The organism is Caballeronia hypogeia, assembly GCF_001544875.2.
GTDB classification, from domain to species: domain Bacteria; phylum Pseudomonadota; class Gammaproteobacteria; order Burkholderiales; family Burkholderiaceae; genus Caballeronia; species Caballeronia hypogeia.
Genome location: NZ_FCOA02000016.1, coordinates 1 through 23,619, shown reverse-complemented (window position 1 = coordinate 23,619; position 23,619 = coordinate 1). Strand labels below are relative to the sequence as shown.

Sequence of the window (23,619 nt, the reverse complement as noted above, 5' to 3'; positions counted from 1 at the left end):
GCAGCTATGAAATCATTGGCCGCACTGATCCCTGTTCGACCGAAACAACGGTGGCTTACTTATATCGAGCGAAACAGTATCCGCACGATATTTGTTTTGACCGAACGCAACAACGTTGAGACCAGCGTTCCCTCCGGGATATCTATCGCGAATTTTCTTGTTCTTCCTTTTCGCGGATCTTCGCGCAATACAACGAAGGGAAGTAGTCGGAAGCGAGAAACCGCAATGCAAAAGAGGCCAGCTTCCCAACGAAGGGAAACTGGCCTCTTTCAATCAGACTTCGATTTCTTCATGGAAACCGAAGCCTTCAATGTTGCGAGCGAACCTTAAGCCGCTGCGTCCTTCAGCTTCTTCAGCGCGCGCGCCTTGATGCGCACGCTTGCCGGCTTGGCCGGGAACCAGCGCTCCTGACCCGTGAACGGGTCCTTGCCGAAGCGCTTTTTCTTCGCCGGCACGGCTTGCGCCGAGATTTTCAGCAGGCCCGACAGCGTGAACTCGCCGGCGCCCTTCTTGTGGATCGAGCCCAGGATGGTGTCTTCCAGCGCGACCATCACGGCCTTCACTGCCTTCACGTCGACGGCTGCGCGCTCTGCCAGATGCGTGGCGAGCGATGCCTTCGTGAACGTGTCCTTGATCGGCGACGGAGCGCCCGTGGTCTTCTTCGCGGCTACTTTCTTCGCGGCAACCTTGGGTGCTGCTGCTTTCTTCGCCGGTGCGGGTGCGGCGGTCTTTGCCGTGGCCTTCTTGGCCGGAGCTTTCTTGGCAGCGGTTTTAGCGGAAGTCGACATGTTTCTCCTACCTGTTTTTGGTCAGTGATATTCGAATACGTCCGCACCGATGCGTTCGTATCACGCCGGATTCTACATACGCCAGGCGAGTTCGTGCGAGTCTTTTACGCTTTTATATCGTTTTTATAGGGGTTTTTCGTGGTGTCGCGCTGACACATGGACCATGCGGGCATCATCGGCGATGTTCTTCGATGCGTTTTAGCACTTCAGGCAAGGTGTAAACGTTCAATCGATCGAACGATGCGCGATATGCGCGATCAACGGATAGTGGTCGGACGCGATGCGCGAGAGCCGCGTGCGATGCACATCGACGCGCATCAGACGCTCGCCCGGATGCACCCAGATGCGATCGAGCGCGAACAGCGGACAGCGTGTCGGAAAGGTGCGCAACGCGCTTGCGCGATGAAACCGCGTGACGAGCCGCCGCAAGGTGCGGCCATGGACGAACCACTCGTTGAGATCGCCGAGCAGGATCACGGGCAGCGCCGGCGTATCGAAGCTTTGCAGCACCTGCTCCACTTGCGCGCGCCTTTCGCTCGACGCGAGACCGAGATGCGTCGCGACCACGCGCCACAGTTCGCCGCCGCAGTCGATGTCGGCATCGAGCGCGCCGCGCGGCTCGCGGCTGCGGAACGACAGATCGAGCGTGCGCACCGCGCGCACCGGATAGCGCGTGAGCACGGCGTTGCCATAGCGGCGCTCGGGTGTGTCGAGCGTCGGGCCCGCCACCGCGTGCAGCTTCGTCATGCGATGCAGAACGTCGAGCACGTCATGCGAGCCGCGGCCGCCGAGCGGCACTTCCTGCAGCGCGAAAATATCGGCGTCGATTTCCGCGAGCACCTCACCAATGCGCTCGGGCGCGAATCTCCCATCTATGCCCACCGCGCCATGCAGGTTGTACGTCGCGATGCGCAGCTCGCGCGCGCGGGCTGCGCTCATGCCTCCGCGTTCGATGACGGTATCGGACGCCGGCGTCATGAGCTGACCTCGTCGGGGCGCTCGCTTTTCGTCGCTGCATCGCGCTGCATCGCGCCGTTGCCACGAAGCTCGCTCGCGCGCTTCGCTTCATCGCTGGCGCGCGGCTTGTCGGCGTCGCTGGGCGCGCCTTCGTGCGCGGCATGCTGATCGGCGCGGCCCAGAAAGCGCTGCAACAGCAAGGACACGCCGATCAGCGCCGCGCCGATTGCGATCAGCACCGCGAACGAGCCGACCGTCGGACGATGCAGCGAAGCAATGAGCTGATGCGCGAACGCCACTGTCAGCACAATGCCGGGTCCCATGCCGAGCATCGTGCCGAGCATGAAGTCGCGCATGCGGATATGCGAAGCTCCCGCGACGAGATTGACGATCGAAAACGGCGCCACCGGCAGGAGCCGCAGCACGACGACGGCGACGATGCCGCGCTTCGCGACGCGCTCGGACAAGCGGTTGACGCGCGCGCCCACGAGCTTGCGCACGGCGTCGCGGCCGAGCCAGTTGCCGAGCGAATAGGAAATGGCCGCCGCGATCATCGTGCCGATGAAGGCATACGCGCCACCCTGCAGCGCGCCGAAGACGACACCCGCGCTCGCGATCAGGAGCGTGATCGGCACCGCGACGACCGCCGCCACGATATAGGCGAGTACGACCCAGAGCGGTGCGAGCGGCCATGCATCGATACGGCGCGTTGCGTTCGTCAGCGACTTCAGGTTCACGTAATCGCCAAGCGGCGTCCAGTGCCACAGCCCGGCGATCAGCACCACCATCAGCGCGAGCGCGCCGAGCAGCGCGAAGCGGCCGATGAGCGGCCGCGTCTTCTGCACGGGCACGAACTGATCGACGAGTTCATCGGCTGCGATGGGTGTTTCTGGATCGATCAACGCTTCGGGCGGAATCAACTGATCGAGTTCGGTCGACACTTGCGGATCGAGCGTCACCAGCGTGCGATGCTCGTCGCGCTCGCGCAACAGCGCCTGAATCGCGGCGTTCATGCCGCCACGCGCCTGCCGTTCGCGCACGACGTCCGCGATCTCGCAGCCCAGATGTTCGGCGAGCAGCGTGTCGCGCATCGTCGCGATCGCGCGGCGGATGCGCGCATCGGCGCCTGCGTCGATGGACACGTTGCACTCGCTGTCGAGCACCATCGAACGATTGTTCAGGTTGGCGGAGCCGACCATCAGCAGTTCGTCGTCGACGATCATCAGCTTGCTGTGCACGTTGACGATCTCGTCGCCGAGTTTCGGCACGCTCGGGCACAGCAGACGATATCGGCCGTGCGTATCGGCTTGTTTGAGCAACCTGTGCAGGCGCGCGCGCAGCACGCCCATGGTCACTTCCTGCAGCCAGCCGCTCTGGTTGCGCGGCACGACGATGGCGAGATCCGGGCCGTCGCCGCGCGCGAGCGAATCGGCGAGCGCGGCGCCCACCGTTCCCGAAGTGAAGTACTGGTTCTCGATATAGATGCTGCGCCGCGCCCGCGCGATTGCGTCGAGATACTGCGTGCGAATCTGCTGCACGGGCTCGCGATTCAGATACGCGGGTTCTGTCAGCGAGATGGCGATTTTGACATCTTCGAGATCGACGCGGCGCGAAGGCGGCCACGGATCATGTTCCAGCGCTGCGCGATGCGCGCGGATCGCGAGCCGCTTGCCGCATGCCCGCGACCAGCGCTCGCGGGCGAGCACGCCGATTTCGCGCGCGGCTTCGCCATCGAACATCGTGTGGACATCGTGGAACGGCTGATAGGGCGCGCCGTTGGCGTCGCGGCGCAGCGGCTCGTCCGGTGCGTGCGCGGTCGTGTCCCAGCGCGAGCGCGTCAGATCGAGACCGCCGACGAACGCGAGACGATCATCGATCACGACCAGCTTCTGATGCTGCGAGCCGCCCAGCGGGTGCCTGCCGTCCATCTGGAACGCGATGCGCCGGTTGGTGCGCCAGCCCATCCTGTAGACCGGGAGCCACTCGCGCTCGAATGCGTAGAGCATCGCGAAGTCCCACGCAAGGATATAGATGCGCAGACGCCGCCTGTCGTTCGCGACCGCATGCAGGAATTCGCCGAGCGCCTCGGGATAGTCGTCGTTCGCGCCTTCGGGGGTGAGCTTCATGCGGCTGTCGATATCCCAGCCGAGAATGAACACCGTGCGCTGCGCGCGCGTGATCGCCTCGCGCAACACGCGGAAATAATCCGCGCCATCGATGAGCAGACTGAAGCGCTGCGCGTGACGCACGCTGGCGCAGTTGCGTCCGGGCTGAAAGAACGGCTCGTCCTCGTTTGCGTGGATCATGTGCTTCTCGACAACACCCGTCGGCTAAATGACTTTCGTTTTGCAAGCACCATGCCAGCCGGACCGCGCGATGTTACGCTTCATGGCACGTGCCGGCTTTGGAGCGTCATCCGCGATGAACGATAACGAAGTCACGCAGGCCGCCACTCAGGACAATGAGCGCGCCGGGATCGTTCCGCTCGCCCTCGCTTCGGTCATCGTGGGAGCCGTCACCGGCGCGATCGGCGTGACGTTCCGCTTCGCGCTCGAACGCGCCGAGGCGATGCGCTTCGCGTTCGTCGCGTGGGCGCATGCCGGACATGCGCTGTCCATCGTGCTCGTGGTGCTCGCGGCTGCCGCGGCCACCGGGCTCGCCGCGTGGCTCGTCGCGCGCTTCGCGCCCATGGCGAGCGGCAGCGGCATTCCCCATGTCGAAGCGGTGCTGCACGGACGCTTGCCGCCCGCTCCGCTCGTGCTCATTCCGATCAAGTTCGCGGGCGGCGTGTTCGCCATCGGCGCGGGGCTCGCGCTCGGCCGCGAAGGGCCGACGGTGCAGATGGGCGCATCGATCGCGCATGCCATCGGCCGGTTCTTCAGACGCAATGCCATCGATTGCCGCGTGCTGCTGGCGGCGGGCGCGGGCGCGGGACTCGCCACCGCCTTCAACGCGCCGATCGCGGGCGCCGTGTTCGTGCTCGAGGAGCTGATGCGCCGCTTCGACATGCGCACGACCGTCGCGGCGCTGGGCGCATCGGCGAGCGCGATCGCAATGGCGCGGCTGCTGCACGGCGATCTGCCCGACTTCCACGTGCCCGCGCAGCCCTTTCCCGGCTTTGCGATGTCGGGCGTGCATATCGCGTTGGGCCTGTTGCTCGGCCTGATCGGCGCGGCCTATAGCCGGGCGATTCTCTGGACGCTCGATATCACGGATAGGCTCGCGCGTCGTACTTCCGTCGCACGCGTGACGGCGCGCGCGTCGCTCATCGGCGCGCTCGTCGGCCTGCTCGCGTGGTTCGCGCCGGATCTCGCCGGCGGCGGCGACGTGCTCACCGAGCAGGTGCTTCTGGGCCGCGGCGCGATGGCAGGCGTCAGTGCGATGTTCGCCGTGCGCTTCGTGCTCGGCCCGCTGTCTTATGCGGCCGGCACGCCCGGCGGCCTGTTCGCGCCGCTGCTCGCGCTCGGCGCGCAGACCGGCTTCGTGTTCGGCCGCGTGTGCCTCGACTGGTTCCCCGGCATCGCGCCCGCGACCGGCGACACCGCCACGTTCGCGGTGGTCGGCATGGCCGCGTTGTTCGTCGCGGTCGTGCGCGCGCCGGTCACGGGCATCGTGCTCGTCACCGAGATGACGGCGAGCTTCACGCTGCTGCTGCCCATGCTCACCGCCTGCTTCACCGCGATGATCGTGCCGATGCTCCTGCGCATCCCGCCGATCTACGATTCGCTCGGCGCGCGCGCGGCGGCGGCGAAACGCTGACGCCTGCTCCAGCATGCGGCAGAACCTTGCGGTAGTCTCGTCGACGGACGTTCGTCGCGCCGTGTTGCTTAGGCATTCACGGCGCATCTTCGACTTCATCCACGAGGACATGCAATGGAATATCGACATCTCGGTGCTTCGGGCTTCAGGGTTCCCGTTCTGAGCTTCGGCACCGGCACCTTCGGCGGCAAGGGCGAATTCTTTCAGGCCTGGGGCGAAACCGATGTGAGCGAGGCGCGCAGGCTCGTCGACATCTGCCTCGAAGCCGGCGTCACCATGTTCGACAGCGCCGACCTCTACTCGCTCGGCTCGTCGGAATCGATACTGGGCGAAGCCATCAAGGGCCGGCGCGACAAGGTCATCATCTCGACGAAGGCCACCTTCCGCTTCGACCCGGACGATCCGAACTCGGTGGGCTCGTCGCGCTTTCATCTCATCCGCGCGGTGAATGCTGCGCTGGAACGCTTGCAGACCGATTACATCGACCTGTTCCAGCTGCATGGCTTCGATGCGAAAACGCCCGTCGAAGAGACACTTTCGACGCTCGACGATCTGGTGCGCGCGGGCAAGATCCGCTATACGGGTGTGTCGAATTTTTCCGGCTGGCATCTGCAGAAATCGCTCGATGTGGCGGATCGATACGGCTATCCGCGTTACGTCGCGAATCAGACCTACTACTCGCTGATCGGCCGCGATTACGAGTGGGAGCTGATGCCGCTCGGGCTCGATCAGGGCGTGGGCGCGGTCGTATGGAGTCCGCTCGGCTGGGGACGTCTCACCGGAAAGATGCGGCGCGGCCAGCCGCTGCCCGAGACGAGCCGTCTGCACAAGACCGCCGACATGGGGCCGCCGGTGCCGGACGAGTATCTGTATCGCGTGGTGGACGCGCTCGACGCGATCGCCGCGGAAACCGGCAAGACGGTGCCGCAGGTCGCACTCAACTGGCTGCTGCAGCGCCCGACGGTGGCGACGGTGCTGATCGGCGCGCGCAACGAGGAGCAACTGCGGCAGAACCTCGGCGCGGTCGGGTGGAACCTCACGCCCGAGCAGGTCAGAAAGCTCGATGAAGCGAGCACCGTGCGGCCGGCTTATCCGTACTGGCATCAGCAAGGGTTCGCGGAACGCAATCCATTTCCTGTCTGATTTCATCGAAAGACGCGGCGGCGCCCGTCGCCGCGCCGGACACCGTACCGGAAACCCTCTGTCAATTTGTACCGGTACTGTACCGGAAAGCTTCCGTACACTTGGCGCTCATCGAGTCATTCCTCTAACGAAGCGCGCCATGCCCAACGAACTCCTGAACGCCCTGCCCGCCGCCGCGCTGTTCGCGCTGGTGACGACCATCACGCCCGGTCCCAACAACACGATGCTGCTCGCCTCGGGCGTCAACTTCGGCCTGAAGCGCACAGTGCCGCACGTGCTCGGAATCAGCGCCGGCATGGCGATCCTGATGCTCGCGGTGGGTCTCGGGCTCGCGCAGGCATTCGAGCGCCTGCCGTGGCTTTATACCGTGCTGGAGGCGGCGAGCGTTGCCTATCTGCTGTATCTGGCGTGGAAGATCGGCACGTCTTCGTCGGTGCAGATGCGCGACGGCCAGGGCCGTCCGATGCGCTTTCACGAAGCCATCGCGTTCCAGTGGATCAATCCCAAAGCGTGGATGATGGTGCTCACCGCCGCGACCACCATCCATCTGCACGCGAGCCTTTCGCTGAACGCGGCGCTGATGGCGCTCGTGCTCGTGGTGATCGGCTTGCCGTGCATCACGATGTGGGCGGCGTTCGGCATGTCGCTGCGGCGCTTCCTCGCGAATCCGCGCTGGCTGCGTCTGTTCAACATCACGATGGCGGTGCTGCTGGTGCTCTCGCTGTATCCGATCGTCGCCCATTTTTTCGCGTGAAGTCGCGCTCGGCGGATGCGTCGACGAACCGCATGCAACCCCTTTGCCGCGCGTCTGGACCGGTGCATACTGGTCCTTACGCGCCGGCACGCAAAATCTGCCGTCCCGCTTGCAAGATTGGGGCGGCGCTTCTCACTCGTAGCTCATGTCTGCTGGTCACGCCCGCCCGGAGGCTTCGCCTGATCCTTAAGCGATCCTTTAAGGCGGCGACATTGCCCGGCGCGTACAAGCCTTGCTAGTCCGTTGGTTCGCGCCGAATTCTCGGTGCGGCTTTGAAATCTGTTCAAGGAGTACGCCATGTCTGGAGCCAATCGCCCGTCCGGTCCCGCCACGCGCAAATCCCTCGACCTAGCCGATCAGATCGAACGCGATGAGCTGCAAAACAACCTGCCGGATGCGCTAAACAACGTCGATGACGAAGATGACATCGACGATGATTCCGACTCCGATCGCACACTAGGCCGTTAGCCTCGACAGCCGGGCCCATCGCGCTGATGCAGGCGCGATCCGCGACGCCGCAATGCCTTCGGGTTTGCGGCGTTTTCGCATCCCGGTTCTTGCATTCTGAACAGGGCGCATGCGTTTCCGGGCACAGCCGTTGCTTTGAGCTTGCGTGCTGCGCGACGCGCTGGCCAGACGTGTCGGCATACGCGGCGCAAACCCGATGAGCGAAGCGGCGGCGTTTCATAGTCCGCACAGTCCGCATGCGAATCATTCGATCAACCGGTCCACGTGGGAGGGCTACATGCTCCGTTACGCTGTCATCTTCTTCATCATCGCGATCATCGCGGCCGTGTTCGGCTTCGGGGGGATTGCAACGGGCGCGGCGGAAATCGCCAAGATCCTGTTCTTCATCTTCATCGTGATCTTTCTCGCGACCTTGTTGCTGGGCGTGTTCAGGCGATGACGCTTTTCATGCAGCGAGCATTGAAAAAAACGCGCGGGCTTCGTCGAAGGCCGCGCGTTTTTCGCATGCGTCGAATAATGCAACGCATCACGTGATAATCACGCGATTCTTTCCGTCCCGCTTCGCCCGATAAAGCGCGAGATCCGCCGCTTCCACGAGCTGCTTCGACGCCTCCTCGTGCATCGCAACCTGCGTCGCGCCGCCGATGCTGATCGTCACGCGCCCGCTCGGGGCGCCCGTATGCGGCACGTTCAGCGCCTCCACCGCGATGCGGATCTTCTCGCCCAGCAAACGCAGCCCCGGCGCCGACGACGACAGCAGCACCACGGCGAACTCTTCGCCGCCGAAACGCGCGGCGAGATCGGTGGGACTGCCGAGGCTCGACTCGATGGTATGCGCGACCAGCTTCAGCACGTCGTCGCCGGCGACGTGGCCATACGTATCGTTGTACGACTTGAAGTTGTCGACATCGATCATCAGGAAGCCGATGGCCGCGCGATCGCGCACCGCGCGCCGCCATTCGGCGTTCAGATAATCGTCGAGACGGCGGCGGTTCGAGAGTCCCGTGAGTCCGTCAGAATGCGTCATGCGCTGCAGTTCGAGGTTCGTTTCGAGCAGTTTCTGCTGCGACTGACGCAGCGCGCGATACGCCTCGTCGCGCTGCAACAGGTTCTGATACGAACGCGAGTGATAGCGCACGCGCGCGACCAGCTCGATCGTGTCCGGCAGCTTCACGAGGTAATCGTTCGCGCCCGCCGCGAAAGCCGCGCTCTTGATGCGCGGCTCTTCCTTGGTCGAGAGCACGATGATCGGAATGTCGCGCGTGGCCGCATGCTCGCGGTACTGGCGCACGAGCGTCAGACCGTCGACGCCGGGCATCACGAGGTCCTGCAAGATCACGGTGGGCCGCGTTTCCTGCGCGCAGCGCAATGCGTCTTCCGGATTGGCACAGTAATGCAGATCGACGTTCGCTTCCTCGGCGAGCGCGCGGCGCAGCGCCTCGGCGATGATCGCCTGGTCGTCCACGAGCAGCACCATCACCGGCAACTCGGCGGCGGGCGGCGCGTTCAGAGCCGCCGCGAGCAAGTCGGACACGGCGCGCTCGTCCGCCATCGCCCGCGAGCCCGCGCGCTCGATGCTCGCCGCCGCTGCCGCCGCGGCCCGTTTCGCGCGCTCGGCCAGCGGATCGGGATGAGGAAGTTTCATGGACGTATCCTTTTATTGAGTACTTGTTGGCTGGTTCTTTTTGTTGCGATATCAGTCGAAGGCGTTCACGATCGCGTCCGCGATGCGCGGCAGCGGCAGGATCGACACGGCAGCATTGAGCGCGGCCGCGGCCTTCGGCATGCCGTAGACCGCGCTCGTCGCTTCGTCCTGCGCGATCGTGTGATAGCCCTTCGCGCGCATCGCCTTCAGGCCGATGGCGCCGTCGCGGCCCATGCCCGTCAGCAGCACGCCGACCGCACGCCCCGTCCAGTGTTCGGTCACGCTCTGAAAGAACACATCGACGGATGGCCGGTAAGGCAGTTGCTCGGGATGCGCGGTGTAGCCCAGGCGCGCGGCATCGACGAAATGCAGGTGATCGTTGGTCGCGGCGAGCAGCACTTCGCCCGGCGCCGGTTTGTCGCCTTCGCGCGCCACGCGCACGGGAAGCGCAGATTGCGCATGCAGCCATTGCGCCATGCCTTCGGCGAACGCGCGGTCCACGTGCTGCACGATGACCGTCGCCGCGGCGAAGTCGCGTGGCAACGCGCCGAGCAGCGCCGCGAGCGCGGCCGGTCCGCCCGCCGACGCGCCGATCGCGACCAGACGCGCGCTGCTTTTGAATGTGCCCGCGACGCTTGCCGTCACGCTCGAAGAAGCGAGCCGCGCCCCGATCTGATCGATTTTCGCGATCAGCGCCGCCGCGCCGCGACGCGCATCGGCGCCGGCGAGCGCGGGCGTGTCGACGGCATCGAGCGCGCCCGCGCCCATCGCCTCGTACACGCGCCACGCGTTCGCGCCGATATCCACGGTCACGACGAGAATCGCGCACGGCGAGCGCGCCATGATGGTCCGCGACGCCTGCACGCCGTCGACGTTCGGCATGACGAGATCCATCAGCACGACATCGGGCGTGTGCGCGGCGCAATAGTCGATCGCCTGCTGGCCGTCATGCGCCACCCAGGCGATCTCGAAGTCGGGCCGCGCCGCGAGCGCGCGCCGCAGCGCTTCGACCGCGAGCGGCACATCGTTGACGATGCCGATCTTCATGACTTGGCCTCGCCGATGAGATCGCGCACCGCATCGAGCAGCGCCTGATCGTGGAAGCTGCCTTTCGCGAGGTAATAGTCCGCGCCCGCATCGAGACCGCGCTGACGGTCTTCCGCGCGATCCTTGTACGACACGATCATCACCGGCAGATTCGAGAGTTGCGCATCGCGCTTGATGAGCGTGACCAGCTCGATGCCATCGAGACGCGGCATGTCGATGTCCGTGATGACGAGATCGAAGTCCGCGCTGCGCACCGCGTTCCAGCCGTCCATTCCATCGACCGCGACCGAAACGTCGTAGCCGCGCGACGCGAGCAGCTTGCGTTCGAGCTCGCGCACCGTGAGCGAATCGTCGACCACCAGAACGCGCTTCGCGCTCGCCACGCTTGCGCGCGCGGCGCTCGCGCCCACGCGCCCGAGTTCGCCGCTGCCGACGAGCTTCTCCACCGAGCGCAGCCAGTCGTCGAGATCGGCGATCAGGAGCGGATCGCCGTTTTCCATCAGCGCACCCGCCGCGATGTTGCGGACCTTGCCGAGCCGCTTGTCGAGCGGCTGCACGACGAGCATGCGCTCGCCCATGAAGCGGTCCACGACGATGCCGTAGCTCGCCGCGCCCTGCCCGATCACGACGACGTTGAGCGTATCGTTGAGCGGTTCGAACGCGGAACTCTGCAATATCTGATGCGCGGTGACGAGCCCGACGCGCTTGCCGTCGAAGGAAAAATGCTGCTGGCCCTCGAGCGTGTCGATAGCGCTCGCGGGCAGCACCAGCGTGCGCACGACATGCGCGAGCGGCAAGCCATAAGGCTCGCCCGCCACCTCGACGATCAGGCTGCGGATCACCGAAAGCGTGAGCGGCAACTGCAAGGTGAAGCGCGTGCCCGCGTGCGCTTCCTGCGTCACGCGCACGCTGCCGCGCACCTGCCGCACGACATCCTGCACCGCGTCGAGACCGACGCCGCGGCCCGAGACATCGGTGACGGCGTCGCGCATCGAGAAGCCGGGCAGGAAGAGGAATTCGAGCAGCTCGCTTTCCGTCAGGCGCGCCGCGGTTTCCTCGCTCGCGAGATTCTTGCGCACGACCGCGCGGCGCAGCGCACCGAGATCGACGCCCGCGCCGTCGTCGGACACGCTGATGAACAGGGAGCCCGCGCTATGGCGCGCTTCCAGCGTGATCGTGCCGGTGTCCGGCTTGCCCAGCGCGCGGCGCAGCGACGCATCTTCGATGCCGTGATCCACCGCGTTGCGCAACAGATGACCGAGCGGCGCATCGAGCATATCGAGTATGTCGCGGTCCACCTGGGTCGTCTCGCCCGCGATCGAAAGGCGCACGTCCTTGCCGAGCGCGCGCGCGACATCACGCACCATGCGCGCGAAGCCGCCGGTCGCGTCGACGAAGGGTCGCATGCGGCATGCGAGCGCCTCGTCGTAGATCTGCTGCGCGAGATGCGTCGAGCGGCGGTCGTAGTTCTCCAGTTCCGCGAGACGCTCGCTCAACTGACGATGCGCTTCCGCCGTCAGGCGGCGCACCTCATCGAGCGCGGCGTGTGCGCGCGCATCGAGCGGCGCGGCGTTCGCCTCGGTCAGCGTTTCGCCCAGGCGTTCGAGCGCGCGGCTCGCGTCGTGCTGAATGCGCTTCACGCGCAACATCGATTGCGAGAACGGCTTCAGCCAGCGCGATTCCACCAGCGATTCGCCCGAATGGCTCAGCAGGCGGTCGAGCGTGTCGGCGCGCACGCGCAGCATGCGGGCGTCGTTCGTGCGCGACGGCGCGGGCGCGGGTTCCACCGCGACCGGCTCTTCGACGAGCGGCTCCGCCAGCGTGAGTTCCCGCGAGAGATCGAACGCATCGTCGGGCGACGCCGTGGGCGTGGGCGCAGCCGGCGGCGCTTCCCTGCCTTCGACACGCCCATTGAGCGCATCGACGAAGGCGTCGACTTCGCGTTCGAGCGTGGTTTGCGCGTCGATATCGCGCGCCTCGCCAATCTGCACGATCAGATCGACGCCACGCAACAGCATGTCGATATGACCGGCATCGAGCACGACGCGCCCCTCCTGCGCCGCGACGAAGCAATCCTCCATTACATGCGCGAGCGTCACGCCCACCGGAACGCCGACCACGCGCGCGGCGCCCTTCAGGGAATGCGCGGCGCGCATGCTCGCTTCCAGCGTGACCGGATCGCGCGGCGCGCGTTCGAGCGCGATCAGGCCATCGGACAGAATCTGCGCCTGAGCGCGCGCTTCTTCCTGAAACAGTTCGAGGAGCGAAAGCCGTCCCGGATCGATGCTCGTCATGTGAGGCTCCGGTTCAGGCTGTCGATGAGACGCTCGGCGTCGAGGAGGCCGACGGTCGCGTCCTTGAACGCGGCGACCGCATGCGCATGCGACGACAGACGTTGCGCGAGCGTCGCGGGCACGGGCTGCAGTTGCGCGCGCGAGAAGCGATGCACGCCGTCCACGGCATCGACGGGAAATGCGATCGGGCCTTCGTGGTCGCCGTTGCCCGGATGATCGCGGCCTTGCCCTTGCGTGCTTTGAATCACCAGCAGGCGACTGAGCTCACGCGCGTCGATGGCCTGACTGCTCGGACTGCCCGGACTGCCCGGACTGCCCGGACTGTTCGATGCGGCTTTCGCGCCACCGTCCTCGATGCCGAACAATCGCGCAAGCGAGGCGCACACGAGCAAACGGCCGCGCACGTTCACGACGCCCAGCACCGCGCGATTACGCCGATGCGGCAGCGAATGCACCGGACGCAGTTGCGCGACCTGCGTGCAGACCGCGGTCGGCAGCCCGAGCCATTCGCCGCCGACGCGGAACACGAGGCACGAGGGCGTGTCGGTTTCAGCGTCTCCGCGAGCGACGCCGGCCAATGCCGCGCCCGTCTGCTCGATCGACGTGCGCGCTTCCACGCGGTCGAGCACGCGCGAGGCCGCCTGATCGTGCACCGGGCAATTGCGGCAATGCACGTGGCGTTCGAGCTTCGGGCACGAGGCATCGCCGCGCATGCCGATGCGATTCCAGCAATCGTCGATAACGGTCTCGCGCAAGGCGTCGAGTGTGGCGGGCGTGCGGGCGTTCATCGCGTGCTCCCGGTGGCGCGGCCGGCGCGCGCGAGCAGCAGGCGCGCGGCGCCTTCGTCGCCGTCGAGCGTGAGGCACGCGGCGAGATGCGCAAGCGCCTCGCGATGCGCGGGATCGAGATAGAGCGCGCGCCGGTAGTGGGCGCGCGATTCCTGTTTCTCGCCGCGCGCATCGGCGATCACGCCCAGCAGATAGTAAGCATCCGCGTTCGATGGATGCGCGTTCAGAAACGCGCGCGCGGCATTCGCGGCGGCGTCTAGCTGGCCGGCGTCGGCGAGTTCGCGCGCTTGTTCGAGCGTGCCGGTCTGCTCATGTTTCGCGGGCATCGTTTCAATCGGCTTCGCCGCGACGGGCGCGGTGCGAACGAGCGGCGCGCTGGCCCAGGCCGGCAACACGAACGCGCTCTTCAGCGCTGGCATCGCCGGCAGCGAAGGCGTGACGACCGGCGCGCCCGGCCATGCGCCGCTGAACACATTCGCGCTCTCGCGTTCCGGCCGATGAAACGCGAACGCGAGCGGAATGTTCGCTGAACACAGGCCTTCGCGCATCAGAAGACCGGTCTCCGCCGGACCCACGAACAGCGTGCCGCCTTCCGCGAGCAATCCGTCGAGCGCGCGCAACACCGCGCATTGCGTTTCGCGATCGAAGTAGATCAGCACGTTGCGGCACAGGACGAAATCGAAGCGTTCGAATGCGTGGGCGTCGAGGTGCAGCAGATTCGCCTGCGAGAAGCGCACGCTCTGCGCGATCGCCGGATCGAGCTGCCAGCCGCCATCGGCTACGCGGAAATGACGCTCGCGATAGCCGAGCGAGCGCCCGCGAAACGCGTTGCGGCCGTAGTGCGCGCGCCGCGCTATCGAGAGCGCGCGTTCGCTCACGTCGATCGCGTCGATCGTGAAGCGCTCGGGCGCGATGCCCGCCTCGATCAGCGACATCGCGATGGAATACGCTTCCTCGCCCGTCGAGCAAGGCGCGCTCAGCACGCGCACGGGCTTTCCGGGCCGCTCGTGCAGACGCACCCGCGCAAGCCGCGCGAGTGCGCCGAACGCTTCGGGATCGCGGAAAAACCAGGTTTCCGGCACGACTACCGCTTCGATCAGCTCCTGCATGCGCGCCGGGTCCTGCGTGAGGTCGCGGTGGTAATCGTCGAGCGTGCCGCCGTGCCGTTCGCGCCACAGGTTGTAACGCTCGCGCACCGCGCGCGACACGGCATTCGTGCCGATCGACTCGGCATCGAGCCCGATCGTGCGATGCAACAGGTCGATGAAGCGGCCGATGCCGAATGGCTCGCCGGGACTCGCGTCGTCGAAGGAATGCGGCAGCGCGCTCATGCACGGCTCCCGGCAAAGAGCAGCGCCTGCACGTCGTCGGGCAGCAGATGCTCGATGCGCACCCATTGCAGCAGGCCCGCTTCGTCGCGGGTGAGCGGACCGAGATAGCGCGCGTGCGGCGTGTCGATGCCCGCATCGCTGAACGAGGCGGCATCGAAAGCGACAGTGCGCGTCGCCTGTTCGAGCAGCAGGCCAAGACGATGATGCGTTGTCACGCCATCGTCGCCACGTCGCGGATACGCGACCAGCGCGAGCCGCGTCGAGAGCCTTTCCTGCGACGGCCGCGCGAGCGCGAGCCCCGCGAGATCGATCACGGGCACGCTCGCGCCTTCATGATCGAGCACGCCCGCGACCCATGCGGGCGCGCCCGGCAGCGTCTTGAGCGGCGCGAGCGGCAGCATGCGCTCGATCTGCGCGCTGTCGAGCAGGTAACGGTCGGGGCCGAGCGTGAACTGGACGAAGAGCATCTCGGCGCGCCCTTAAGCCGCCACCTTGAAGCGCGACACGCCCGTGCGCAGACCGTTGGCGACGTGCGTGAGATCGTCGATCGCCTGCGTCGACTGGCGCAGCGATTCGGCGGTCTGTTGCGCGGCCTCGGACAATTGCGAGAGCGCCTGCGAAATCTGGTCCGCGCCGGTGGCCTGCGTCTGCATGCCCTCGTTGATCATCGACACGCGCGGCGCGAGCGTCTGCACCTGATGGATGATCTGCGAGAGCTGCCCGCCGACCTGCTGCACGTCGAGCATGCCTCGGCGCACTTCCTCGGAGAACTTGTCCATGCCCATCACGCCCGCGGCGACCGCCGACTGGATCTCCTTCACCATCTGCTCGATATCGAAAGTGGCGACCGCCGTCTGATCCGCGAGTCGGCGAATCTCGGTCGCCACGACCGCGAAGCCGCGCCCGTACTCGCCGGCCTTTTCTGCTTCGATCGCCGCGTTCAGCGACAACAGATTGGTCTGATCCGCGACCTTCGTGATCGTCGCGACCACCTGATTGATGTTGCCCGCCTTCTCGTTCAGGATCGCGAGCTTGCCGTTCACCGAGCCCGCCGCTTCCATGACGGAGCGCATGGTTTCTTCCATGCGCGTCAGGCCCGCCTGGCCCGTGCCGGCCAGCGACGCCGATTGCTCGGCCACGCCCGACACTTCGTTCATCGTGCGCACGAGGTCGCGCGCAGTGGCGAAAATCTCCCGCGACGTCGCGCCGATTTCCGTCGTGGTCGCCGCCGTCTCGCTCGCGGTGGCCTGCTGCTCGCGCGCGGTGGCCGCGATCTCGGAGACCGACGTCGTCACCTGCACCGCCGATTTCTGCGCCTGGCTGACGAGGCCGGTGAGTTCGTCCGTCATGCGGTTGAAGCCTGCCTCCAGCGTGCCGAATTCGTCGCGGCGCGCGAGCGCCAGCCGTTGCGTGAGGTCGCCGGTGCGCATCTTGTCGACCACGTCGACGAGACGCAGCATCGGCACGGTCAGCGCCTTCATCAGCATGAAGCCGAGCACGGCCGCCGCCGCGATCGCCGCGAGCATGATGACGACGAGCGTGATCTCCGACTTCTGCACCGAGCCGCGAATGCTTTCCACCGACTTCGAGTTGAACGTCTCGTTGTGGTCGACGAGCGCGCGCGCCGCGCTCTGCCCGGCTTCCCAGACGGGCGTCAGGCGCGTGTTGAAGGTCGCGATGGCCGCGTCCTTCGAGCTTGCGAGCTCACGCAGCGCCTGATCCTGAGCCGGCGCATAGAGTTCGCGCTGGCGCTTGAAATCGTTGTAGAGGCGGCGGTCTTCGTCTTCGAGGATGGTGGGCACGTAGGTGTCCATCAGCTTGTCGAGCGTGGCGCGGGTTTCGGTCAGACGTTGCGTGTCGCGGCGCATCTGCTCCGCGTCGCTGTCGATGAACACGAGCCGCTGCGTGATCGTGTAGTTCTCGAACCACGCCGCGCGCATATCGTTGGAGAGCGCGAAGCCGACCATGGAATCGTCCTCGAGGCTCTTCGCCTCGCGGTCGATGCCGCCGAGCAGGGTGTATGACAGGGCCGCCATGACGAGCATCAGGGTGAGAATGATGCCGAAGCTGGCCAGGATGCGATGCCGGATGGACAGTTGCTTCACGCGTTGAGCCCTATCAGAGGATGAAGTCGAGCCCGCCCGGTGTCGGGGCGTCTCGAATGCAGATGAAATTGCGCGCGCGAAAGCCGCGCTGCCAGACCGTGTTAACGGCGCAGTGTGGCCGCGCTTGAGGGCGGCGTCGCGAGTTCAATCATTTCACCGTGTTTCAACACGGTGAAGGATTCCGCCGGCAGGCCGGCGTCGCGCACGGCCTGGGCGAGACGGCGCGGCGGCTCGTCGAGCGGTTCGTCGGTGAGCTCGAAGCTGCCCCAGTGAATGCCGATCGCCCTTTTCGCGTGCACGTCCTGGAAGATGCGCACCGCCTCTTCCGGATCGACGTGCTGCGCGTGCATGAACCAGCGCGGGTCGTAGGCGCCGACCGGAATGAGCGCGAGGTCGAAGCCGCCGAAGTGCGCGCCGATGTCGCGGAAATCGCGCGAATAGCCGGTGTCGCCCGCGAACCAGAACGAGTACGGACGCGCCGCGCCCGCGGGCGTCTTCACGACCCAGCCGCCCCACAGCGTTTCCGAACGGTCGAACGGCGTGCGCGCGGACCAGTGCTGGCTCGGCACGAACCAGATATCGAGGCCGCTCGCGTGAGTCTCGTCGCTCCAGTCGAGCTCTTCCACATTCGTCACGCCAATGTCGTTCATCCACTCCTTGATGCCCAGCGGCACGAGAAAACGCGGCGGCCCGCCCGCCTGGCGATTGAGCGCTTCGACGCTCGGGCGGTCGAGATGATCGTAGTGATTGTGCGAAATCAGCACGATGTCGATGTGCGGCAATTCGTCGAGCGTGAGGCCCGGCGGCGTCTTGCGCTTCGGGCCCACGAACGAGAACGGCGACGCGCGCTCGGAGAACTGCGGATCGGTGAGGACATTCACGCCGTTGATCTGCACCAGCGCGGTGGCATGACCGACCCACGTGAGCGTATCGACGGTGCGGTTCGCCTTCAGCCACGTGACGTCGGGATGCGCCATCGGAAAGCCATAGCCGTTCGCGGGCGGTTTCGGCAAGTCCTGCGTGAAGCGTTCCCAGCGCCACTTCAGAAACGATTCGCGCGGCAGCGTGCCGTAGTTGTTCTCGAAGCCCGATGCCGTGCGCTTCGCGTGATGAAGCGGCTGCGGCTGCTGCGCCTCGGGCGCGGAAGCCGGCTCCCCGCTGCGAGCCGGGGTACCCGACGTGCATCCCGCGAGGACCGCGAGCGCCCATAACGCGGCGTGCAAGGGCCGCACGATCACGGCGACGGAAAAAATAGATGAAAGGCGCATGTTTTGATCGAAGGCATGCAGCAACGGGCAAGCGATTGTACGAAATGCAGGGATTCGCGTCTTTGCGCGCTTTTATGGCCGATGTTCTCACGCATGCGTCATGCCAAGCCACACAAGGCGAACACGGCCATTCCGCAGGTGAATCACAGCCTCCGGCCCGCTTCTTGCATCGGCCCTCCCCGGCGCCCCTGCGGCGCTTTCGAAATAACCAAGGCGCGGCGCGCGCTCGCATTTCGGCATCGATGCCGTATCGCAGCGCGCAGCACGCCGGAATCTGAGACGGGGGCGTCAAATGGGCAGCACGCCGGCAAGACTCGCGGTACACACGTTCAATCCGCAACTGCATACGATGCACGCGATGCTGGTGTCACGCGCCGCGTCGCACGTAGCGAGCGCATTTCGGCCCGAAGGCCGCGACGAGGCGCTTGCCGAAGGTATTGCCGATGTCATTGCCCATTGCGGGCATGGCGGGCTCGGCCTGTTTCTCGCCGCGGTCTGGCATTGGCTCGACGAGCGCGACTACCACGAAGCCGCCGATACCGTGCAGCACTACATCGAAAGCGGCACCGTGCCGACGATCAAGCCGACGCCGAAATCGTCGCGCCGGCGCGACGCGCGGGTCTGAACGCGCTGGCTCGCGTCAGGTGCCGAACCAGCCCGCATCGACATAGTAGTCGCGCGCGGTGCAGCGGGCGGCGTCGTCGGAGGCGAGGAACAGCACCATCCGCGCGACGTGTTCAGGGTCGATACGCTCGTGCAGGCATTGCTGCGCGAGCAGTTGCCCCTCGCTTTCCGGCGATTGCCACAGCTTCATCTGACGCGGCGTGCGCACGGCGCCCGGAATCACCGTGTTCACGCGAATGCCGTGCGCGCCGAGCTCGCGCGCGAGCCCGCGCGTCAGGCCTTCGATCGCGGCCTTCGCCGTCATGTAGAGCGTGAGATCCGGCAGCGCGAGATGCCATGAGATCGAACCCATGTTGACGATCGCGCCGTGCCGTGTCGCGCGCATATGCTTCGCCGCGGCCTGCGCGCAGAAGAACTGATGCCGCAGGTTGACCGCCATGCGCTCGTCCCAGTACGCGGCGCTCACGTCGTCCCACTGATGCCGGTCGTCGCTCGCGGCGTTGTTGACGAGCACGTCGATGGAACCGGCCTCGCCGGCGATCGCAGCGAAAGTCTGTTCGATGGCGGCGATGTCGCGCAAATCGCAGCGCAGGAACTTCGGCGCGTGCCGTTCGCCCGCGAGCGATTGTTCGAGTTGCCGCGAATCGGCTTCGGCGACATCGATGAAATACACGCGCGCGCCCTGCTTCGCGAACGCCTCGACGATCGCCGCGCCGATGCCGCTGCCGCCGCCCGTCACGACGACACGCTGCTCCGCAAGACTCGGATAGATGGCGTAGGACATGGCCGCTCGCTCAGTGTGAATGACGCGGATTGCCGCGCGTGTCGATCACCTTCAGGTACAGCGTGGCGGGCTCCAGGCATCCGCCCGTCGACAACTGCCCGACCGTCTGCCGATACAGCTCCTGCCACGGCGTCTGCGCGACCGGCGTGGCGAACGCCGAATGCGCGCGACGGCTTTCGAGTTCGGTTTCGTCGAGCAGCACGTTCACGCTGCGCGCATTCAGATCGACACGCACGCGGTCGTTCGTGCGCAATAGCGCGAGGCCGCCGCCCACCGCCGCTTCCGGCGACATGTTGAGGATCGACGGGCTCGCCGACGTACCGCTTTGCCGGCCATCGCCCATGCACGGCAATGAATCGATGCCGCGCTTGATCATCTCGGCAGGCGGCGCCATGTTCACCACTTCCGCGCTGCCCGGATAACCCACCGTGCCACAGCCGCGAATCACGAGGATGCAGTGCTCGTCGATCTCGAGCGACGGATCGTTGATGCGCGCGTGATAGTCCTCGGGACCATCGAAGACGATCGCGCGCGCTTCGAAAGTGTTCTCAGCGCCCGGCTCGCTGAGATAGGTCTTTCTGAATGCATCGCCGACGACCGACATCTTCATGATCGCGCTGTCGAAGAAATTGCCCGACAGCACCATGAAGCCCGCGCCGTGCTTGAGCGGGTCCTGCGCCGTGCGGATGACTTCGTGATCGGCGCTGGGCGCCTCGCTCGCGATCTCGCCGATGCTTTTACCCGACACCGTCAGGCAATCGCGCCGGATGAGACCCGCTTCGTCGAGTTGCCGCATGACGGCGGGCACGCCGCCCGAGCGATGAAAACTCTCACCGAGATATTCGCCCGCGGGCATGCAGTTCACGATGAGCGGCACTTGCTCGCCGTAGCGCTGCCAGTCGTCGAGACTCAGTTCGATGCCCATGTGCCGCGCGATCGCGATCAGATGCGGCGGGCAATTCGTCGAAGCGCCGAGCGCCGACGCCACCACGATCGCGTTGATGAACGCGTCGCGCGTCATGATTTTCGAGGGCTTCAGATCCTCCCGCACCATGTCGACGATACGCTTGCCCGTGGCGTACGCCATCTGTCCGCGCTCGCGATACGCGGCGGGAATGCTCGCGCAAGTCGGCAGCGACATGCCGAGCGCTTCGGCGATGCTGTTCATCGAAAGCGCGGTGCCCATCGTGTTGCAATGGCCGATGGACGGCGACGACGCGGTCGTCAGCCGCATGAAGCCTTCATAGTCGATCTCGCCCGCCGCGAGCAGATTGCGCGCGTGCCAGATCACGGTGCCCGAACCGACGCGCTTGCCTTCGTACCAGCCGTCGAGCATCGGTCCGCCCGATAGGACGATGGCGGGCATGTCGACGGTCGCCGCGGCCATCAGACAGGCGGGCGTGGTCTTGTCGCAGCCGGTGGTGAGCACGACGCCATCGAGCGGAAAACCGTGCAGGATTTCGACCAGGCCGAGATACGCGAGATTGCGGTCGAGCGCGGCGGTCGGGCGGCGGCTCTGCTCCGCGAGCGGATGCACGGGAAACTCCATCGGAATGCCGCCGGCGTCCCGAATGCCCGCCTTCGTGCGCGCGGCCAGTTCGATGTGATGCCGGTTGCATGGCGCAAGATCGCTGCCCGTCTGCGCGATGCCGATGATCGGACGGCCCGACTGCAGCTCTTCGCGCGTCAGGCCATAGTTCATGAAGCGCTCGACGTAGAGTGCGGTCATGTCGGCGTGCGACGGGTCATCGAACCATTCCTGACTGCGCAGGCGTTTCGGATTCTGTTGGGGCATGGGTGTCTCTCCGTGATTCACAGTCGTCCGGCATGGTCGCCGACGCTGATTGTCTGTATTTGCGTTACCGGTAACATTTCAGTCAATGTTAGCACGCGTTTGACGGTGTGCTCCGGCTCAGGCGCTGTCGCGCTGCACCACGGAATAGGCCACGCGCACGCGTTTCCCCGCCCTGTTGACGATGTCCTGCTCGCGCGCCTCCAGCGCCGCAAGCAAGGTTGCGCCGGTGCGCAGGCCGATGCCGTATGCATCGACGGAAACCGTCGTGATCGATGGCGTGCAGCACGCGGCGACCTCGAAATTGCCAAAGCCCGCGACGGCGATATCGTCCGGCACCTTGAGGCCGCGCCGGTGACATTCCATTATCGCGCCGAACGCGGACATGTCGCTCACGCACATCACCGCCTGCGTGTCGGGCCAGGTGTCGAGCAGCGCGGCCATCGCGGGGCCGCCGTGGCTCATCGTGATCGGCGAGTCGCCCAGGCGAATGATGCGCTCGTCATCGAGACCGAGCGCCTTCAACTGCGCGCGAAATCCCTTCAGTCGATCCAGCCCTCGACGGTCCAGTTCGCTCGCGCCGCCCAGAAAGCCGATGCGCTCGTAACCCTTGCTGGCCAGATAGCGAACCATCTCCTTCGCGGCGCTGACATTCGAAAAGCCGACGGCCGCATCGATCGGATCGGCGGGCGAATCCCACATTTCCACGACGGGAACGCCCGAGCGGCGCAGCAGCGTGCGTGTGGCGTCGGTGTGGCGCGATCCCGTCAGCGCGATGCAGCGCGGCTGATGACGCAGCATCGAGCGCACGAGCCGTTCCTCGCGATCGAGGTGATAGTCCGTGTCACCGATCAGCAACTGCAATCCGTGCGGTTCGAGCGATGCCGAAAGGCCCCGCACCGTATCCGAAAAGTTGGAACTGGCCAGCGACGGCACGAGCACGGCGGCGAATTCCGAGCGCCCGGACGATAGCGCGCCGGCCGCGGCATCGGCAACATAGCCGAGTTCGTCGATCGCCTTTTGCACGCGCTCGCGCGTGGCCTGCGCCACGCTGTGACCGGCGAGCACGCGCGACACGGTCATCTTCGACACGCCGGCGAGGCGCGCGACATCGGACATGCGCGGCGGGCCGGCGGATGGATCGAAGAGAGCCTCAGGCATGCGTGGATAGTCGATTGAGTCGCGGCCTCAGTCCACCCGCACCCAGCCGTCCTCGCGCTGCTCCAGAATCATGTGCAGCTTCGTTTCGCCGGATTCGCGGTCGGCGGCGGTCACTTCGGGGAATGCGCGCTTGATGTCGCGGTCGTCGACCCACGGAGCGACCTTGTCGAGCTTGTAGGTGTAGGTGACGTCGGAACGATGCGCGGTGGGATCGGGCTCGGTCCAGCCGACGACCTTGTCCAGCTTGACATGGGCATAACAAAGCATCCACGCGTGCGGGTCGCTGGTCGCGTTCGGATCGTTGGCGGGGCGTGCGGTCTCGACGGCGTACTTCTGTCCCTCGCCCGTCAGGCTATACGCAACGCCGTTCTGTTTCGCACCGGCGTTTGCCGGAGTGGTGGCCGCCCGCGCGATGAGCCCGCTCTTCTCGAGCGCCGCGAGTTGCTCGCGCAAAACCGACGATGAGTATTCGTTGAGATCCCGGTTGCTGTAGACCGATGGGAATGCGTACGGGCCGCGTCCGCTGCGGTTCAGGCACAGAAGGCCGCGGCTGGTCTTCATGTCGGCGGAAATGGCGTCGCCCAGATGGGACTCGCTCGCGTCGTTCTTCTTGCCACATGCTGCAACAAGCAGCGCGGCGCTGACGGCGGCAATCAACAGGCTCGTTCTCATATGCGCTCCGGGAAGTCGGCAACATGGGTACAACCTTGCGATGCCATTCTACCGACAGAAACTGCGCGTTCGAAGGCGGGATGGTGTCGGAACGAACTCTGTTGACCAGAATCGGCGCCCGAACGCAAAAACCCCACCTTTATGGGGTGGGGTTTTTGTTTGCGGCATGAGGAGCCTGACGATTACCTACTTTCACACGGGAATCCGCACTATCATCGGCGTGGAGTCGTTTCACGGTC

General features: G+C 65.8%; 21 protein-coding genes. 6 read left to right on the top strand and 15 right to left on the bottom strand.

Annotated elements, in window-relative coordinates; genetic code table 11:
- Positions 1–326: 326 nt before the first annotated feature.
- From AWB79_RS22145 to AWB79_RS22135, 3 genes are all read right to left on the bottom strand, one after another.
- Positions 327–788 carry an HU family DNA-binding protein gene (locus AWB79_RS22145; RefSeq protein ID WP_061169585.1) on the bottom strand — a complete coding sequence of 154 codons (462 nt, stop codon included), beginning with the start codon at positions 786–788 and terminating at the stop codon, positions 327–329.
- Positions 789–1,013: 225 nt separating this feature from the next.
- Positions 1,014–1,766: an endonuclease/exonuclease/phosphatase family protein gene (locus AWB79_RS22140; protein ID WP_061169584.1), complete on the bottom strand. Its 753-nt coding sequence runs from the start codon at positions 1,764–1,766 to the stop codon at positions 1,014–1,016.
- Positions 1,763–4,051 carry a VTT domain-containing protein gene (locus tag AWB79_RS22135; protein ID WP_061169583.1) on the bottom strand — a complete coding sequence of 763 codons (2,289 nt, stop codon included), beginning with the start codon at positions 4,049–4,051 and terminating at the stop codon, positions 1,763–1,765. The genes AWB79_RS22140 and AWB79_RS22135 overlap by 4 nt, the downstream gene beginning before the upstream one ends.
- A gap of 115 nt (positions 4,052–4,166) precedes the next feature.
- On the opposite strand from AWB79_RS22135, the gene clcA reads away from it, so the two are divergent.
- From clcA to AWB79_RS38000, 5 genes are all read left to right on the top strand, one after another.
- A complete protein-coding gene (gene clcA, locus AWB79_RS22130; protein WP_061169582.1) occupies positions 4,167–5,504 on the top strand; it encodes a H(+)/Cl(-) exchange transporter ClcA in 1,338 nt (445 codons plus the stop codon).
- Positions 5,505–5,618: 114 nt separating this feature from the next.
- A complete protein-coding gene (locus AWB79_RS22125) occupies positions 5,619–6,647 on the top strand; it encodes an aldo/keto reductase (RefSeq protein WP_061169581.1) in 1,029 nt (342 codons plus the stop codon).
- Positions 6,648–6,786: 139 nt separating this feature from the next.
- A complete protein-coding gene (locus tag AWB79_RS22120) occupies positions 6,787–7,401 on the top strand; it encodes a LysE family translocator (protein ID WP_061169580.1) in 615 nt (204 codons plus the stop codon).
- A 297-nt stretch (positions 7,402–7,698) separates the two neighbouring features.
- Complete coding sequence (locus tag AWB79_RS39620; protein WP_157695824.1) at positions 7,699–7,869, top strand: hypothetical protein; 171 nt, start codon at positions 7,699–7,701, stop codon at positions 7,867–7,869.
- Positions 7,870–8,146: 277 nt separating this feature from the next.
- Positions 8,147–8,308, top strand: coding sequence for a DUF1328 family protein (locus AWB79_RS38000; RefSeq protein ID WP_008352793.1), 162 nt, complete (start codon positions 8,147–8,149; stop codon positions 8,306–8,308).
- A gap of 87 nt (positions 8,309–8,395) precedes the next feature.
- On the opposite strand, the gene AWB79_RS22110 is transcribed toward AWB79_RS38000, so the two are convergent.
- From AWB79_RS22110 to AWB79_RS22075, 8 genes are all read right to left on the bottom strand, one after another.
- Positions 8,396–9,514, bottom strand: a complete 1,119-nt coding sequence (locus AWB79_RS22110) for a diguanylate cyclase (RefSeq protein ID WP_269767990.1) — start codon at positions 9,512–9,514, stop codon at positions 8,396–8,398.
- Between the two features lie 51 nt (positions 9,515–9,565).
- The gene (gene cheB / locus AWB79_RS22105) at positions 9,566–10,561 is read right to left on the bottom strand and encodes a chemotaxis-specific protein-glutamate methyltransferase CheB (RefSeq protein WP_061169578.1); all 996 of its coding nucleotides are present in this window, start codon (positions 10,559–10,561) and stop codon (positions 9,566–9,568) included.
- Positions 10,558–12,855: a hybrid sensor histidine kinase/response regulator gene (locus AWB79_RS22100; RefSeq protein WP_061169577.1), complete on the bottom strand. Its 2,298-nt coding sequence runs from the start codon at positions 12,853–12,855 to the stop codon at positions 10,558–10,560. The genes cheB and AWB79_RS22100 overlap by 4 nt, the downstream gene beginning before the upstream one ends.
- Entirely contained in the window at positions 12,852–13,643 is a 792-nt protein-coding gene (locus AWB79_RS22095) for a chemotaxis protein CheW (RefSeq protein WP_061169576.1), read from the bottom strand. The genes AWB79_RS22100 and AWB79_RS22095 overlap by 4 nt, the downstream gene beginning before the upstream one ends.
- The gene (locus tag AWB79_RS22090; protein WP_061169575.1) at positions 13,640–14,974 is read right to left on the bottom strand and encodes a CheR family methyltransferase; all 1,335 of its coding nucleotides are present in this window, start codon (positions 14,972–14,974) and stop codon (positions 13,640–13,642) included. Before AWB79_RS22090 ends, AWB79_RS22095 begins: the two co-directional genes overlap by 4 nt.
- A complete protein-coding gene (locus AWB79_RS22085) occupies positions 14,971–15,441 on the bottom strand; it encodes a chemotaxis protein CheW (protein WP_061169574.1) in 471 nt (156 codons plus the stop codon). The genes AWB79_RS22090 and AWB79_RS22085 overlap by 4 nt, the downstream gene beginning before the upstream one ends.
- A 12-nt stretch (positions 15,442–15,453) precedes the next feature.
- Positions 15,454–17,019, bottom strand: coding sequence for a methyl-accepting chemotaxis protein (locus AWB79_RS22080; RefSeq protein WP_374728559.1), 1,566 nt, complete (start codon positions 17,017–17,019; stop codon positions 15,454–15,456).
- Positions 17,020–17,180: 161 nt separating this feature from the next.
- Complete coding sequence (locus tag AWB79_RS22075) at positions 17,181–18,347, bottom strand: MBL fold metallo-hydrolase (RefSeq protein ID WP_061169696.1); 1,167 nt, start codon at positions 18,345–18,347, stop codon at positions 17,181–17,183.
- Positions 18,348–18,639: 292 nt separating this feature from the next.
- Here AWB79_RS22075 and AWB79_RS22070 point away from each other — a divergent pair, with 292 nt between their 5' ends.
- Positions 18,640–18,972: a hypothetical protein gene (locus AWB79_RS22070; RefSeq protein ID WP_061169572.1), complete on the top strand. Its 333-nt coding sequence runs from the start codon at positions 18,640–18,642 to the stop codon at positions 18,970–18,972.
- A gap of 15 nt (positions 18,973–18,987) precedes the next feature.
- Here AWB79_RS22070 and xylB read toward each other — a convergent pair whose 3' ends face one another.
- The 4 genes from xylB to AWB79_RS22050 all read right to left on the bottom strand — a co-directional run bounded on the left by xylB (position 18,988) and on the right by AWB79_RS22050 (position 23,380).
- Positions 18,988–19,755 (bottom strand): D-xylose 1-dehydrogenase, encoded by a 768-nt coding sequence (gene xylB / locus AWB79_RS22065; RefSeq protein ID WP_061169571.1) that lies wholly within the window; start codon positions 19,753–19,755, stop codon positions 18,988–18,990.
- A gap of 10 nt (positions 19,756–19,765) precedes the next feature.
- Entirely contained in the window at positions 19,766–21,550 is a 1,785-nt protein-coding gene (locus AWB79_RS22060; RefSeq protein ID WP_061169570.1) for an IlvD/Edd family dehydratase, read from the bottom strand.
- A gap of 117 nt (positions 21,551–21,667) precedes the next feature.
- Positions 21,668–22,708 (bottom strand): LacI family DNA-binding transcriptional regulator, encoded by a 1,041-nt coding sequence (locus AWB79_RS22055; RefSeq protein ID WP_061169569.1) that lies wholly within the window; start codon positions 22,706–22,708, stop codon positions 21,668–21,670.
- A gap of 27 nt (positions 22,709–22,735) precedes the next feature.
- Entirely contained in the window at positions 22,736–23,380 is a 645-nt protein-coding gene (locus AWB79_RS22050; protein WP_061169568.1) for an SEN1982 family lipoprotein, read from the bottom strand.
- Positions 23,381–23,619: the final 239 nt, after the last annotated feature.